Source organism: Pseudonocardia oceani, from assembly GCF_019263585.2.
Lineage (GTDB): Bacteria > Actinomycetota > Actinomycetes > Mycobacteriales > Pseudonocardiaceae > Pseudonocardia > Pseudonocardia oceani.
In genome coordinates, this window is sequence record NZ_JADQDF010000001.1 from 5,266,365 (window position 1) to 5,280,460 (window position 14,096).

Here is a 14,096-nt window from a genome sequence, read left to right on the forward strand (position 1 = left end):
GGTCGCGATGCCTGATTACCCGCCTGCAACTCTGCGGGTCAGCCCGCGTGCTCTGCCAGCGATGCGCGCCGCATACAACGACGCACTTGACGACCTGAGGGTCCAGCTGCGCAAGCTGGACGACGTCGGCCACTTGGCTGGTCCATGGCTCGGCGATCCGGTGAGCTACGAGACCTTCGACTTCTACAACCGCCGCGTGATGCAGGCCCCCGATGGGCCGTACCACGCACTGCTGGCGTACGAGGCAGAGCTCGTGCGGGTGCGTGACCAGCTGGGGGCGATGGAGGCCGGCTACCGCCGCACCGAGGGCGAGAACGTCGAGCTGTGGGGCCGTCGATTGTGATGATCGGCAGCGCGCGGTCGCGCTACGGTTCGGCTGTGCGGCGGGTGGTGTCGGTGCTGGTCGGGGTGCTGCTGTGCGCGTCGCTGGCCGGGTGTGTGCGGGAGACCGCGGGGGCTGCGACGTCGCCCGAGGCTCCGGCCACCGAGGTGCCGCTGCCTCCGCGGCCCAGGGACATCGACATCCGCGGCGTCGACCCCTGCTCGCTGCTGACGTCGACCCAGCGTGCGGAGCTCGGGCTGGACGCCGAGCCGGCGTACGACGTGCAGGTGTCACCGCTCTTCGAGGGGCCGGAACCGGCCTGCACGGTCGGCGGCTCCGGTCTCCGTGAGGTAGCGGTCGGGGTCGCCCTGCCCTATGACGGCTTGGGTGTGGATGCGTTCGCGGCCTCGCGCGTGCGTGCCGACGTGACCGTGATCGAGGTCCGGGGCATGCCGGCGGTGCTGGCAGAGCCACCCGAGCAGTTGAGGTTGTGCTCGGTGGTGATCGACCTGGGTCCGGGTCAGGCGATGAACGTGCAGTACCGCGACGGCGGCGGACGGCCGACAGTTCCGCAAGACGACTTGTGCACGGGTGCGATCGCGGTAGCCGGGTCGGCTATGGACACCCTGCTGTCGAACAACTGAGTTCGTTCGCAGGTGCACACTCCTGCTCAGATCTCCGCCGGTGTGACGGCTGATCCACCAACTCTGCGCCGACCCGAGGCATTCGAGGGAGGCCGCGATGACCGACTACCCGCCCGCAACCCTGCGGGTCGGTCCTGGGGCGCTCTCCCGCATGAGAGCGGCGTACGAGGACTCGCTGGTCGAGCTGCGCGTGCAGCTGCGGAGGCTGGGTGAAGTGGGGTACCTCGCCGGTCCGTGGCTCGGTGACCCGGTGAGCCGGCAGACATTCGAGTTCTACAACCGCCGCGTGATGGATGCCCCCGACGGGCCGTACCAGGCGCTGCTGGCCTACGAGGCCGAGCTCGTGCGGGTCCGCGACCAGCTCGCCGCGATGGAGGCCGACTACCGTCGCACCGAGGACGAGAACACCGCGCTGGTGGGGCGGCTGTGACCGGCCCCGTCGTCTGGCAGGGCCTCGACCACGCCGCCCTCCACGAGGCCGTCGTCAACGGGGGGCTGGGGCCGGCGGTGTCGATGGACGCCGAGCAGCAGTGGCGCCGCATGGGCAAGCTCATCACCGAGATCGAGGGGCGGCTCACCGCGGCGATGAGGGAGAGCGAGTCGGAGTGGTCGGGGGACGCGGCCGAGGCCGCCCGCACCGGGATCAGCCCGCTGGGGCGGTGGGCGATCGACGCGGCGCAGGACGCCGCCACGACGGCCGAGGCCGTCACCGCCCACGCCTACGGGGCGGCGACGCTGCGCAGCCAGCTGCGCGACAACCCGCCGGTGCCGGCGGAGACGATCACGGAGGCGCTCGAGCGCAACGCCACCTACGGCCCGCAGGGGGCGACGCCGGCGGACCTCGCCGTCGTGCAGGCCGAGCAGGCGCGCCGTGACGGGGCGGCGGCGAAGGCCGCGGAGGACGCCCGCGTCTACGAGAACATCGGGTTCGAGTCCCGCCGCACGCTCGACTTCTGGACCGTGCCGCCGACGGTGACCGTCGAGCCGGCGTCGGCAGCCGTGCCGGGTGTGGCACCGGGCGGGGCAGGGGAAGGACCCGCCGGCAGTGGCTGGGCCGCGCCGGCCGCCCTGTCACCGGCAGGTGCGGTCGAGCTCCCGAGCAGCACGGGACCGAGCGGCGCCGGACCGAACGGCACGGGGCCGGGCGGTGCGGGACCGGGCGCCGTTCCGAGCGCAGCAGCGGGAGGCGCCGGCCCGCCCGGTTCCGCGGTGCCCGGGGGAGTGGTCCCCCTCCCGGGCGGCGGCACAGGCCCGGCCGGAAGGGGCCCGGGCCTCGAGCCCGCCGCCCGCGCCACGGGACCGACACCGAGCGGATCGCCCGGCAGCCCGACGAACCGGGCAGCGCCGTCGACACCCGGTCCGTACAGCCCCGGCAGCACCACCCCCATCGGCCGCACCGCCCCATCGCCCGGCGCCCGCGGCACCGGACCCGGCCCCTGGACCCGCGCCGCGGCCGACCCGCGCACCTCGTCGGGCCCGCGGCCGGTCGTCCCGGGCACGCCTCCGCGGTCGCCTTCGCCGGGCTGGCGCAGCGTCGTCCTCCCGACCGAACCGACATCCCGTGCGCCCGCCGAGACTGCGGCGCGGCCGGGTGCGGGTACGAGCGGCACCGCTGGTCAGACGCCCGGAGCCCGATCGTCGACATCCCATGGCATGTACCCGCCCATGGCGGGCACCGGGGGCGCCGGGCAGGGCACCGAGCGCCGCCGGCCCTCCTACCTCGTCGACGACTCCGGCGCCTTCACCGACCGGCGGTGGGTCCAGCCGGCCGTCATCACCCCCGACGACCTGATCCCCGACGAGCACGGGCGGCTGCCAGGGCAAGATGGGAGGCATGAGTGATCGGAGCTGGGGCTTCCGCACGCGCGCCGTGCACGCCGGGCACGTCCCCGACAGCACGACCGGGGCCAGGGCGGTGCCGATCTACCAGTCCACGAGCTTCGTGTTCGAGAACACCGCGGAGGCCGCGAGCCTGTTCGCGCTGCAGAAGTACGGGCTGATCTACAGCCGCATCGCCAACCCCACCGTCGCGGTGCTCGAGGAGCGGATGGCGAGCCTGGAGGGCGGGATCGGGGCGGTCGCGACGGCGTCGGGCCAGTCGGCGGAGTTCCTCGCGTTCGCCGCGCTCGCCGGCGCCGGCGACCACATCGTCGCCGCGGCCGGGCTCTACGGCGGCACGATCACCCAGCTCGACGTGACGCTGCGCCGCTTCGGCGTCGACACCACGTTCGTCGCGGGCGGCGACCCGGCGTCGTTCGCCGCGGCGATCCGGCCGGAGACCAAGCTGGTGTTCGCCGAGGTCGTGTCCAACCCGGGCGGGGAGGTCGCCGACCTCGCGGGGCTCGCCGACGTCGCGCACGCGGCGGGGCTGCCGCTCGTCGTCGACGCGACCATGGCCACGCCCTACCTCTGCCGCCCGATCGAGCACGGCGCCGACATCGTGATCCACAGCGCCACCAAGTTCATCGGCGGCCACGGCACCACGCTGGGCGGGGTGATCGTCGAGTCCGGCCGGTTCGACTGGGGCAACGGCAATTTCCCGATGATGACCGAGCCGATCCCGTCCTACGGCGGTCTCAACTGGTGGGGCAACTTCCAGGAGTTCGGGTTCCTCACCAAGCTCCGCGCCGAGCAGCTGCGCGACGTCGGCGCCACGCTCGCCCCGCACAGCGCGTTCCTGCTGCTGCAGGGCGTGGAGACGCTGCCGCAGCGCATGGAGGCGCACGTGGCGAACGCCCGTGCGGTGGCCGAGTGGCTGCACGCCGACCCGCGGGTGTCCTACGTCAAGTGGGCGGGTCTGCCCGACCACCCGCACCACGACCGGGCCGCCCGCTACCTGCCGCTCGGACCGGGCGCGGTGTTCTCCTTCGGCGTGGCGGGTGGGCGCGAGGCGGGGCAGCGGTTCATCGAGTCGGTGCAGCTGTGCAGCCACCTCGCCAACATCGGCGACTCCCGCACGCTCGTCATCCACCCCGGCTCCACCACCCACCAGCAGCTCACCGACGACCAGCTCCGCGACGCCGGGGTCCCCCCGGACCTGGTGCGGATCAGCGTCGGGCTGGAGGACGTCGACGACATCCTGTGGGACCTCGACCAGGCGCTCGCCGCGGCGTCGAAGGGGGCGTCGGCATGAGCTGGGAGAACCCGAGCGCCACGCGCCGCCAGCAGCTCCTGCGGGAGACGCGCTCCGTCGCGGTGGTGGGGGCGTCGCCCAACCCGGCGCGCGCCAGCAACTTCGTGGCCACCTACCTGCTCACGAGCTCCGACTACGACGTCCACTTCGTCAACCCGCACGCCGAGGAGATCCTCGGCCGGCCGGTGCACAAGCGCCTGGCCGACCTGCCCGTCGTGCCCGACCTCGTCGACGTGTTCCGCCGCCCGGCCGACCTTCCCGGGGTCCTCGACGAGGTGCTCGCGCTGGGGGAGGGCGTCCGCACGTTCTGGCTGCAGTTCGGCCTGTTCGACGAGGAGCTGGCACGGCGGGCGGAGGCCGGCGGCCTGGAGGTCGTCATGGACCGCTGCCTCAAGATCGAGCACGCGCGCTTCCACGGCGGCCTGCACATCGCCGGGTTCGACACCGGCGTGATCAGCTCGCGACGCCGCCCGCCGCGCTGAGCAGGCGCAGGACCAGGAAGAACGGCAGGGCGACGAGCAGGACGACCCAGAACGCCCGCCTGCGCCTGCGCAGCACCAGCCACACGCCGACGGCGGCCAGGACCGCGGCGAGCAGGAGCGCCCCGACCACGCGGCCCAGGGCCTCCGGCGACGGCGCGGGCCCGGAGACGACCAGCACCACCACGAGGTTCGCCAGTGCCCACACCGCGGTGGCGGCGAGCGCGCGCAGGTAGCCCGTGCGGCCGCGGTCGCCGACGGGGGGCGGCGGGTGGTCGACGTGCGCCGGGTAGGGCGGGGCGCCGGGCATCGGCGCGTGCGGCATGAGGTTCGGCGGCGCCGGCACGTAGCCGGGAGCGCCCATCCACGACGGCGGCGCGTCCCGGTCGGTCCCGTCGTCGGGTCGCGGCTGGTTCACCGCGGGGACGCTACCGGCGCGGCGCCCCGTACGTCAGGCGGCGCAGCAGCGTCTCGGCCGGCCCGCGGACCCCCGCGCGCTCCGACACCACGGCGACCGCCAGCACGACCAGCCACGTCAGGACGGCGATCACCAGCGCCTGCGCGACGCTCGCCCGCTCGCCGAGCGCGAGCGTCCAGGCGGGCATCACCACGACGAACGCCACCGACTGCGCGAGGTAGCACGACAGCGACCGCCGCCCGCACGCGACGAGCGCGCCGGACACCGGACCCGGGGCCCGCAGCGCGAGCAGGCCGAACAGCGCCGCGTACCCGGCGCCGCCCGCGAACCCGCCGACGGTGTGCAGCCCCGCGCCGAGCACCAGCGCCCCGACCCCCTGCGGCACGAGCTCCGCCGCGGCGAGCGCGAACGGCAGGCCCAGCACGACCGCGGTCACAAGCCCGCCGACGGCCACCCGCACCAGCAGCGCGCGGTGGGCGGCCGGCTCGTCGAGCAGTCGTCGCCGCGCCGCCCACGCCCCGAGCGCGACCATCCCGAACACCGCGACCGCCTGCAGCACGAACCCGCTGGAGAGCCACTCGACGGCCCGCAGCACGAGCGCGAACGCCGGGTCGGGCTGGGCGACCGAGCGGAGTGCCAGCGCCTCCTCGGGCAGCGGCAGCCCGCTGAGCAGCGAGATCAGCGCCGACACCACCAGGCCGACGACCGCGGTCACGACCAGCGTCCGGTCCGATCCCGCGACCAGCACCCCGGCCAGGACGACGGCGACCAGCCCGTACGCGCCGACGATGTCGCCGGAGAACAGCAGCACGCCGTGCAGGAACCCGATGCCGACGAGGACCAGCCCGCGCCGCCGCACCAGCGCCGTGACGACGCCCGCCGCCAGCCCCACCTGCGCCCGCCGCCACGCGAGCTGGGTGATGCCGTAGCCGAAGAGCAGGGCGAACAGCGGGTACGCCCGGCCGTCGACGAGCAGCATCTGGACGAGCGCGACACCGCGGTCGAGGGCGTCGAGGCCACCGGGGTAGGACCGCACGCCCACGCCGGGCCCGTAGAGCCAGGTGTGGACGTTGGCCAGCGCGATGAGCAGCAGCATGCCGCCGCGGGCGAGGTCGGGCGCGAGGGCGCGCGCCGTGGGCGGGGTGGCGCCGGGGTCCGCCGCGGTCGTCATGCCCGACACCCTCTCAGGTGCGGGACACGGCCCGGTTCCGGTAGGTCAGCCGCCGCAGCAGGACCTCCGCCGGACCCCGGTGCCCCGCCCGTGCGGTCGCCGCGGCCACAACCAGGACCACCAGCCAGACCCCGGCGCCCAGCAGTGCGGTCTGCCACAGGTGCGCCTTCCCGCCGAGACCGAGCGTCCAGGCGGGCAGCAGCGCGGCGAACGCGACCGACTGCGCGAGGTAGCACGACAGCGACCGCTGGCCGCAGGACCGCAGCGCGCGCACGAACCGACCGCCGCCGGAACCGGCGCGCACGGCCAGCAGCCCGAACGCCGCGGCGTACCCGACCCCGCCCGCGTAGCCGCCGAGGGTGTGCAGCGTGCCGGCGACGGCCACGGCGGCCAGGGGCGGAGACGTCCACAGCTGCGCGGCCATCAAAGCCAGCGGCAGCCCGCCGACCACGGCCAGCGCGACGCCGACGACCGCGGTGCGCCGCAGCAACGGCCGGTGGCGGGCCGGGTCGTCGAGGAAGCCCCGGCGCGCCGCCCACGCGCCGAGCGCCACCGCGCCGAACACGCCGAAGGCCTGAAGCAGCAGTCCGATCGTCAGCCACTCGGTCGCCCGCGAGACGAGCGCGGCCCCGGGATCGGCGACCGACATCGAGAACAGGAACGCCTGCGGGTCGCCCGGCAGGGTGAACCCGGAACCGGCGTAGAACAGGCCGGTCAGCACGGTCCCGACGACGGCGACGCGGAGCAGCGCGCGCTCGGAGCCCCGCACGAGCAGCCCGGCGAGCAGGACCCCGAGGAGCCCGTAGGCGCCGACGATGTCGCCCGACCACAGCAGCACCCCGTGGACCAGCCCGATCACGAGCATCCAGGCGCCGCGCCGGCGCACCAGCGACACGGTCGCGTCCGGCGCTTCCCCGCCCGCGGCGCGGCGCCGGGCGAGCTGGCCGGTGCCGTAGCCCAGGAGCAGCCCGAACATCGGGTACGCCCGGCCGTCGACCAGCACCATCTGCACGAGGGCGACCACCTGGTCGGCGCCGGGCAGATCACGCGGGTAGCCGCGCGGGCCCAGGGGGTGGCCGTAGGTCCACAGGTGCACGTTCGCCAGGGCGATCAGCAGCAGCATCGCGCCGCGGGCGAGGTCGGGCGCGAGCGCCCGCGCGCTCGTGGGCGTTGCGTCCACTTCGGTCATGGGCGTCACGCTAGGGCTGTTCGTCACGGTCGTCGTCGATCGATCGGACCATCTCCGCACGTGTGTCGCTGCGCACTCCGGGGCCCCGGTGTGCCGCCCGTCGCGGCACCCGGGGGCGTCGAGGGCTAGATTCCCTGCCGTGTCTGCGCCTACCGCCCCCGTCAACGTCGTCGTCACCGGAGCCGCCGGACAGATCGGCTACGCGCTGCTCTTCCGCATCGCGTCCGGCCAGCTGCTCGGACCGGACACCCCGGTCCGGCTGCGGCTCCTGGAGATCCCGCAGGCGGTGAAGGCCGCCGAGGGCGTCGCGCTCGAGCTCCAGGACTGCGCCTTCCCGCTGCTGTCGGGGATCGACATCACCGACGACGCCACCGCCGCCTTCGACGGCGCCAACGTCGCCCTGCTCGTCGGCGCGCGCCCCCGCACCAAGGGCATGGAGCGCGGTGACCTCCTCGAGGCCAACGGCGGCATCTTCGCCCCGCAGGGCCGCGCGATCAACGCCGGTGCCGCCGACGACATCCGCGTCCTGGTGGTCGGCAACCCGGCCAACACCAACGCCCTCATCGCCTCGGCCGCCGCGCCCGACGTGCCGGCCGAGCGCTTCACGGCGATGACGCGCCTCGACCACAACCGCGCGCTCGCGCAGCTCTCGTCGAAGCTCGACGTCCCGCTGACCGACATCAAGAAGCTCACGATCTGGGGCAACCACTCGGCCACCCAGTACCCCGACCTCTACCACGCCGAGGTCGGCGGCAAGATCGCCGCGGAGCAGGTCGAGGAGTCCTGGCTGCGCGACGAGTTCATCCCGCGCGTCGCCAAGCGCGGCGCCGAGATCATCGAGGTGCGCGGCGCGTCGTCCGCCGCGTCGGCCGCCAACGCCGCCATCGACCACGTGTACGACTGGGTCAACGGCACCCCCGAGGGCGACTGGACCTCCGCCGCCATCCCGTCCGACGGCTCCTACGGCGTCGCGGAGGGCATCATCTCCTCGTTCCCGGTCACCTCGGTGAACGGCGAGTGGAAGATCGTCCAGGGCCTGGAGATCAACGACTTCTCCCGCCAGCGGATCGACGCGAGCGTCGCCGAGCTCGTGGAGGAGCGCGAGGCCGTGAAGGGTCTCGGCCTGCTCTGACACCCAGCGTCCCGACGGCCCCGCTCCGGACCGGAGCGGGGCCGTCGTTCGTCCGGCGGGCGCGTCAGCCCACCTGCACGACCGCGAACGACTCGGGCCGCAGCGTCAACGCCCCGTCCTGGCCCTCGACCGGCTCCGAGGCCAGCAGGATCCGGCCGACGGAGGCGTTGAGGGAGAGCGTGACGGGGTCGGGGCCGAGGTTGCAGGCCACGCGCAGGCGCCCGCGGTGCAGGACGACGGTGCGGGCGGTCTCGTCGATGTCGACCTCCACCTCGTCGAGCCACGGGTCCGACAGCTCGGCGTGCTCGCGGCGCAGCGCGATGAGCTGGCGGTGCACCTGCAGCAGGGTGGCGTGCGGCTCCTGGAGCTGCTCGTCCCAGTCGAGCTCGGAGTCGGTGAACGTCGACTCCGCGTTGGGGTCGGGCACCTCCACATCGCCCCAGCCGTGCTCGGCGAACTCCGCCGTGCGGCCCTTGCGGACGGCCTCGCGCAGCGCGGGGTCGGGGAAGTGGGAGAAGAACTGCCACGGCGTCCGCGCGCCCCACTCCTCGCCCATGAACAGCATCGGCGTGAACGGCGAGCCGAACAGCAGCGCCGCGCCGCAGGCCAGGAGGCCGGGGGAGAGGGTCTGGGTGAGGCGGTCGCCGGTGGCGCGGTTGCCGATCTGGTCGTGGTTCTGCAGGTAGGCGAGGAAGCGGTGGCCCGGGACGCGGCGGGTGTCGACGGGCGCGCCGTGCAGCCGCTGGCGGAAGCTCGACCACGTGCCCTCGTGCAGGAACGCGCGGGTGAACACGTGCGCGAGCCCGGTGAGGCCCGCGGTGGCGAAGTCGGCGTAGTAGCCCTGGCCCTCGCCGGTGAGCGTGGAGTGCAGCGAGTGGTGGATGTCGTCGCACCACTGCGCGTGCAGGCCGTAGCCGCCGCCCTCACGGGCCGTGACGAGCCGGGCGTCGTTGAGGTCGGACTCCGCGATGAGCGACAGCGGCCGGCCCACGTGCGTCGCCAGCGCCTCCACCTCGATCGCGAGCTGCTCCAGCACGTGCGTGGCGCGCTCGTCGTGCAGCGCGTGGACGGCGTCGAGGCGCAGGCCGTCGACGTGGAAGTCGCGCAGCCACATCAGCGCGTTCTCGATCACGTAGCGCCGGACCGGCTCGGAGTGGGCCTTGTCGAGGTTGACCGACGGGCCCCAGATGTTGCTGCCGGAGAAGTACGGCGCGAACCGGTCGAGGTAGGCGCCCGAGGGCCCGAGGTGGTTGTAGACGACGTCGAGCACGACGCCCATCCCGCGCAGGTGGCAGGCGTCGACGAAGCGCTTGAACGCGTCGGGGCCGCCGTAGTTCTCGGTGACGGCGTACCAGCCGACGCCGTCGTAGCCCCAGTTGCGCGGGCCGTCGACGGCGTTGACGGGCAGCACCTCCACCATGTCGACGCCGAGCGCCGCGAGGTGGTCGAGCTTGCCGATTGCGGAGTCGAACGTGCCCTCGCCGGTGAACGTGCCGATGTGCAGCTCGTAGAGGACGGCCCCGGGCAGCGCGCGGCCGGTCCACATGCGGTCCTGCCAGCGGTGCGCGCCCTCGTCGTAGAGCCGCGAGGCGCCGTGCACGCCGGTCGGCTGCCACCGCGAGCGCGGGTCGGGCAGCGGTGTCTCGTCGTCGTCGAGCAGGAAGGCGTAGGCCGTGCCGGGTCCGGCGCCCTCGACGTCGGCCCGCCACCAGCCGGCGCCGTCACGGGTCATGGAGTGGGTGGTGCCGTCGACGAGCACCCGTACCTGGTTGCGGTGCGGGGCCCACACCTCGAAATCCGTCACGCGCGAATCCTGCCGGTTCGGCGGCCCGGCCGCTGGGCGCGGCGGGTGTGGGTCTGCTGACAGGATGCCGGCCGGAGGCGCCGCCGGAACCGGTCGTCCGGACGGTTACCGGACATACCCCTCCCGGACGAGCGTCCGCCTGGCCGAGCGCCCGTCGTCACCCGGGAGTCGACCGCGCGACGCCCGGCGTTCACCCATACGATGCCGACCCAGGCATCGCACCGGGGAGGGCGCATGGCGGGACACCGACGTGGTCGGGACGACCCGGCCTGGCGCGCCCTCGCGCCGCACCTCCCCCTGGCGCTCGCGGTCACCGCGTTCGTGCTCGGGCTGCTCAGCATCGGGCTGCCCAACATCGCCCCGGGCGTCGACGTCATGTCCGCGCCCGGTTCGCCGGTGCGGCTGTTCTTCGGCGTCTCCGAGGAGATGAACCTCCCGACGTTCTTCAGCGTCCTGACGTTCCTCGCCCCGGCCGCGCTCCTCGCGCTGGCCGGCGTGCTGGCCGGGGGCCGGATGCGCACGCCGTTCCTCGTGGTGGCGCTGGTGCTCGCCCTGCTCGGGTTCGACGACTTCGCCGCGCTGCACGAGCACCTCAGGGCGCTGGGCGACCTCATGGCCCAGGACGACCTCGGGCCGTTCGAGTACGCCTGGGTGCTGCCGGGCGCCGTCATCGGGGCCGGGGTGGTGTGGGCGTTCTGGCGCCTGGCCACGCGGCTGCGCGGCGCGGCCCGGCGCGACCTGCTGCTCGGCATCGCGGTCTTCTTCGTCGCATCGCTGGGCTTCGAGACCGTCAACGGGTTCCTCGACCGCCCCGGCCTCGACGGCGCGCCGCTGCAGATCGGCACGCACGTCGAGGAGATCACCGAGGACCTCGGCATGATCATCGTGCTGCGGGGCGCGCTCGGCCTGCTGCAGGTCCGGCGCGCCCGCGGCAGCGTCGCCCTGCGGGTGGCCGACCGCTCGCTCGTCGAGGGCGGGCCGGACGAGGACGAGGAGCAGGCCGCACCGGCCGCTCCCGCCACCGTCGACGCGGCCGAGACCGACCGGATCCCGGTGGTCTCGGCCCGCTCCTGAGCTACTCCGGGCGCACCAGCAGCGCCACCGGATAGCGGGCCAGCAGCGTGCCCAGCGCGAGCGCCGATCCGTCGACGGCGGTGCCGCTGACGACGTCGACCCAGTCGGTGGCCGCGTCGGGCAGCGGGAGGACGGTGTCACCCCAGCCGCCGCGCGCGGCGAGCCCGACCGGCAGCCGCGTCGCCACGGCCACCAGCGACGACGAGCGCGAGAACGCGACCGCGTGCCCGGCCGCGGGGCCCTGGGCGGGCACCGCGCGGTAGCCGTCGAACAGCCCGGGGCGGCGACGGCGCAGGCGCAGCGCGCTGATCGTCACGAGCAGCTTCGCGGCCCCGTCGGCGTCGACGTCGGGGAGCCAGCCGCCGTCGAGCCGGGCCAGCAGGTCGCGGCGCTCGGCCCAGTCGACCGGGCGGCGGTTGTCGGGGTCGACGAGCGAGTACTCGAACAGCTCCGTGCCCTGGTAGACGTCCGGCACGCCGGGCGCGGCGATCTGCAGCAGCTTCTGCCCCAGGGAGTTGGCGCGGCCCGGTCCGGAGATCCGCGCGACGAACTGCTCGATCTCGGCGACGATCGCCGCGTCGGCCATCACGGCCGCGGGCCACGCGGTCACGGCCTCGTCGACCTCGGCCGCGGCCTCGACGTGGCTGGTGACGAGCTTGGCCTCCTTCGACGCCTTGCCCAGGTAGCCGGCCATCCGCTCGACCGAGATGGGCCAGGCGCCGACCAGGTTCTGCCAGGCCAGCAGGTCCAGGGAGCGGTCGGGCAGCGGGTGCGCCGCGGACCAGCGGTGGAACTTCTCGGCCCACTCGCCGGGGATCTCGGCGAGCACGGCCAGCCGCGCGCGGACGTCCTCGGAGCGCTTGGCGTCGTGCGTCGAGAGGGTGGTCATCGTGGCGGGCCAGGACGCCTCGCGGACGGCGAGCGCGGTGTGGAACTCGCCGGGGGAGACCCCGAAGCGGGCCGGGTCGCCGCCGACCTCGTTGAGCGCGACGAACCGGTTCCAGCGGTAGAAGGCGGTGTCCTCGACGCCCTTGGCCATGACCATGCCCGAGGTCTGCTGCACACGGGTGGCGAGCTCGGCGCCCGGCTCGGCGAGCATCGTGGCGCGGATCGCGTCCAGGACGTCGGCGAGGTCGGGGCGGTGCGTGCGGGCGACGGAGACGGCGGTGTCGAGGGTGTCGCGGCCCTCGGGCAGGTAGGAGCGGTAGACCGGGAAGCCGCACAGCAGTTCGGCGACGGCGTCTTCGACGCTCGTGAGCGGAAAACGTGGCTCCGGCCCTGTTCGCCACGCACGGGCGGCGGTCGCCGCGATCCGGCGCACCTCGGCGGCCAGGATCGTGCCGGCCACCTCCCGGCGGGCGTCGTGCTCGGCCGCGTGCAGGCTCTGCTTGCCGCCGGTGTGCTCGGCGGCGAGCTGGGTGAGCAGGCCGGCGCCGTCGGGGTCGACGAACACGCCCTGCACCTCGCGCAGCGCCTCGTAGCCGGAGGTGCCGTCGACCGGCCAGGAGGGTGGCAGGTCCTCGCCGACGCCGAGGATCTTCTCCACCAGCAACCAGCGTTCGGGGCCGATGGCCGCGCGCAGCATCCGCATGTAGGCGCCGGGGTCGGCCAGGCCGTCGGGGTGGTCGACGCGGATGCCGTCGACGTCGCCCGCGTCGACCCAGCGCAGCACCTCGCGGTGGGTCTTCTCGAAGATCTCCGGGACCTCGACGCGCACGGCGGCGAGGGTGGAGACGTCGAAGAAGCGGCGGTAGGTGAGCTCGGCGGCGCCGCGCTTCCAGTGCACGAGGCGGTAGTGCTGGCGCTCGTGCACCTCCTGCGGGGTGCCCTCGCCGGTGCCGGGGGCGATCGGGAAGGCGTGCTCGTAGTAGCGCAGCTCGCCGTCGACGACGGTGAGGTCGTCGACCGAGTCGTCGCCCAGGATCGGGAGCAGGACGGGCCCGGCGTCCCAGTCGATGTCGAACGTGTCGGCGTGCTCGGACTCCCGGCCCAGCCGCAGCACGTCCCACCACCACGGGTTGGCCTTCGCGACCTCGACGCCGACATGGTTGGGCACGATGTCGAGGACGAACCCGAGCCCGGCCGCGCGCACCGCGTCGACGAGCCGGCGCCGGCCCTCCTCGCCGCCGCGCTCGGCCGAGACGCGCGTCGGGTCGACGACGTCGTAGCCGTGGTTGGAGCCCGCGCCCGACTCGAGCAGCGGGGAGGCGTAGAGGGCGCCGACGCCGAGGGCGTCGAGGTAGGGGACCAGGCCGACGGCGTCGTCGAAGGTGGTGTCCTTCGAGAACTGCAGCCGGTAGGTGGACGACGGGGCCACGGTTCTCCGAGCATCTGGCACGCGCGAGAACCTATCCGACGACCCCGTTCCCGGCCGGGCGAGCGGGCCCTACGCGCGGTCCGCGTGAGCCCTGCCACGGCTCGGTCCCGGGCCTGAACCGGTCGGCCGCGGCCCCGGGGCCGGGGGAGCCGCTGCGTGCGGCCCAGGTGCTCGCCGCGCTCGCCGCCCGCCTGCCCGCGGAGTCGGTGGTGGTGGAGACGCCGCCGCGCCGTCCCGACCTGCACCGGCTGCTCCCGGCCCGGCGCCCGCCGGGGCCCCTCAGCCGCGATGGGCGGGCTGCTCGCCGACGGCCGCTACGCGGTGATGGACCGCCTCGCCGAGCAGCACGGCGCGGCCGGGCCCCGTGGCCCGCCTTCGAGGAGGTGAGCATCGCGGGGCTGGCCGACTCGCTG

Annotated in this window: 13 protein-coding genes; 8 read left to right on the top strand and 5 right to left on the bottom strand. The window is 74.6% G+C overall.

Annotated features, from left to right (window positions below):
- Positions 1–61 precede the first annotated feature (61 nt).
- The 6 genes from I4I82_RS26200 (at position 62) to I4I82_RS26225 (ending at position 4,581) form a co-directional block, all read left to right on the top strand.
- Positions 62–343, top strand: coding sequence for a hypothetical protein (locus tag I4I82_RS26200; RefSeq protein WP_218591912.1), 282 nt, complete (start codon positions 62–64; stop codon positions 341–343).
- Positions 325–966 (top strand): DUF3558 domain-containing protein, encoded by a 642-nt coding sequence (locus I4I82_RS26205; protein ID WP_218596099.1) that lies wholly within the window; start codon positions 325–327, stop codon positions 964–966. The genes I4I82_RS26200 and I4I82_RS26205 overlap by 19 nt, the downstream gene beginning before the upstream one ends.
- 97 nt (positions 967–1,063) lie before the next feature.
- Positions 1,064–1,396, top strand: coding sequence for a hypothetical protein (locus tag I4I82_RS26210; protein WP_218591914.1), 333 nt, complete (start codon positions 1,064–1,066; stop codon positions 1,394–1,396).
- On the top strand, positions 1,393–2,808 hold the full coding sequence (locus I4I82_RS26215) for a hypothetical protein (protein ID WP_218591915.1): 1,416 nt from the start codon (positions 1,393–1,395) through the stop codon (positions 2,806–2,808). Before I4I82_RS26210 ends, I4I82_RS26215 begins: the two co-directional genes overlap by 4 nt.
- On the top strand, positions 2,801–4,099 hold the full coding sequence (locus I4I82_RS26220) for an O-acetylhomoserine aminocarboxypropyltransferase/cysteine synthase family protein (RefSeq protein WP_218591916.1): 1,299 nt from the start codon (positions 2,801–2,803) through the stop codon (positions 4,097–4,099). The genes I4I82_RS26215 and I4I82_RS26220 overlap by 8 nt, the downstream gene beginning before the upstream one ends.
- Entirely contained in the window at positions 4,096–4,581 is a 486-nt protein-coding gene (locus tag I4I82_RS26225) for a CoA-binding protein (protein WP_218591917.1), read from the top strand. Before I4I82_RS26220 ends, I4I82_RS26225 begins: the two co-directional genes overlap by 4 nt.
- Here I4I82_RS26225 and I4I82_RS26230 read toward each other — a convergent pair.
- Genes I4I82_RS26230 through I4I82_RS26240 form a run of 3 tightly spaced genes read right to left on the bottom strand, consistent with a single transcriptional unit; the run spans position 4,553 to position 7,356 of the window.
- Positions 4,553–4,996: a hypothetical protein gene (locus I4I82_RS26230; protein ID WP_218596100.1), complete on the bottom strand. Its 444-nt coding sequence runs from the start codon at positions 4,994–4,996 to the stop codon at positions 4,553–4,555. The genes I4I82_RS26225 and I4I82_RS26230 overlap by 29 nt on opposite strands.
- A 10-nt stretch (positions 4,997–5,006) precedes the next feature.
- On the bottom strand, positions 5,007–6,167 hold the full coding sequence (locus I4I82_RS26235) for a DUF418 domain-containing protein (protein WP_218592906.1): 1,161 nt from the start codon (positions 6,165–6,167) through the stop codon (positions 5,007–5,009).
- A 13-nt stretch (positions 6,168–6,180) separates the two neighbouring features.
- Complete coding sequence (locus tag I4I82_RS26240) at positions 6,181–7,356, bottom strand: DUF418 domain-containing protein (RefSeq protein ID WP_218592907.1); 1,176 nt, start codon at positions 7,354–7,356, stop codon at positions 6,181–6,183.
- 139 nt (positions 7,357–7,495) lie between these two features.
- Here I4I82_RS26240 and I4I82_RS26245 point away from each other — a divergent pair, with 139 nt between their 5' ends.
- A complete protein-coding gene (locus I4I82_RS26245) occupies positions 7,496–8,488 on the top strand; it encodes a malate dehydrogenase (protein WP_226370255.1) in 993 nt (330 codons plus the stop codon).
- 64 nt (positions 8,489–8,552) lie between these two features.
- Here I4I82_RS26245 and treZ read toward each other — a convergent pair whose 3' ends face one another.
- Positions 8,553–10,292, bottom strand: a complete 1,740-nt coding sequence (gene treZ / locus I4I82_RS26250) for a malto-oligosyltrehalose trehalohydrolase (protein WP_218592909.1) — start codon at positions 10,290–10,292, stop codon at positions 8,553–8,555.
- A gap of 234 nt (positions 10,293–10,526) precedes the next feature.
- On the opposite strand from treZ, the gene I4I82_RS26255 reads away from it, so the two are divergent.
- Positions 10,527–11,366, top strand: coding sequence for a DUF8692 domain-containing protein (locus I4I82_RS26255; protein WP_218592910.1), 840 nt, complete (start codon positions 10,527–10,529; stop codon positions 11,364–11,366).
- A gap of 1 nt (position 11,367) precedes the next feature.
- Here I4I82_RS26255 and treY read toward each other — a convergent pair whose 3' ends face one another.
- Positions 11,368–13,683 (bottom strand): malto-oligosyltrehalose synthase, encoded by a 2,316-nt coding sequence (gene treY, locus I4I82_RS26260; RefSeq protein ID WP_218592911.1) that lies wholly within the window; start codon positions 13,681–13,683, stop codon positions 11,368–11,370.
- Positions 13,684–14,096: the final 413 nt, after the last annotated feature.

Excerpts from the sequence above, each read along its gene's own strand:
- I4I82_RS26200 (WP_218591912.1), top strand. The coding sequence starts at position 62 with ATGCGCGCCGCATACAACGACGCACTTGACGACCTGAGGGTCCAGCTG.
- I4I82_RS26210 (WP_218591914.1), top strand. The coding sequence starts at position 1,064 with ATGACCGACTACCCGCCCGCAACCCTGCGGGTCGGTCCTGGGGCGCTC.
- I4I82_RS26220 (WP_218591916.1), top strand. The coding sequence starts at position 2,801 with ATGAGTGATCGGAGCTGGGGCTTCCGCACGCGCGCCGTGCACGCCGGG.
- I4I82_RS26225 (WP_218591917.1), top strand. The coding sequence starts at position 4,096 with ATGAGCTGGGAGAACCCGAGCGCCACGCGCCGCCAGCAGCTCCTGCGG.
- I4I82_RS26235 (WP_218592906.1), bottom strand. The coding sequence starts at position 6,167 with ATGACGACCGCGGCGGACCCCGGCGCCACCCCGCCCACGGCGCGCGCC.
- I4I82_RS26240 (WP_218592907.1), bottom strand. The coding sequence starts at position 7,356 with ATGACCGAAGTGGACGCAACGCCCACGAGCGCGCGGGCGCTCGCGCCC.
- I4I82_RS26255 (WP_218592910.1), top strand. The coding sequence starts at position 10,527 with ATGGCGGGACACCGACGTGGTCGGGACGACCCGGCCTGGCGCGCCCTC.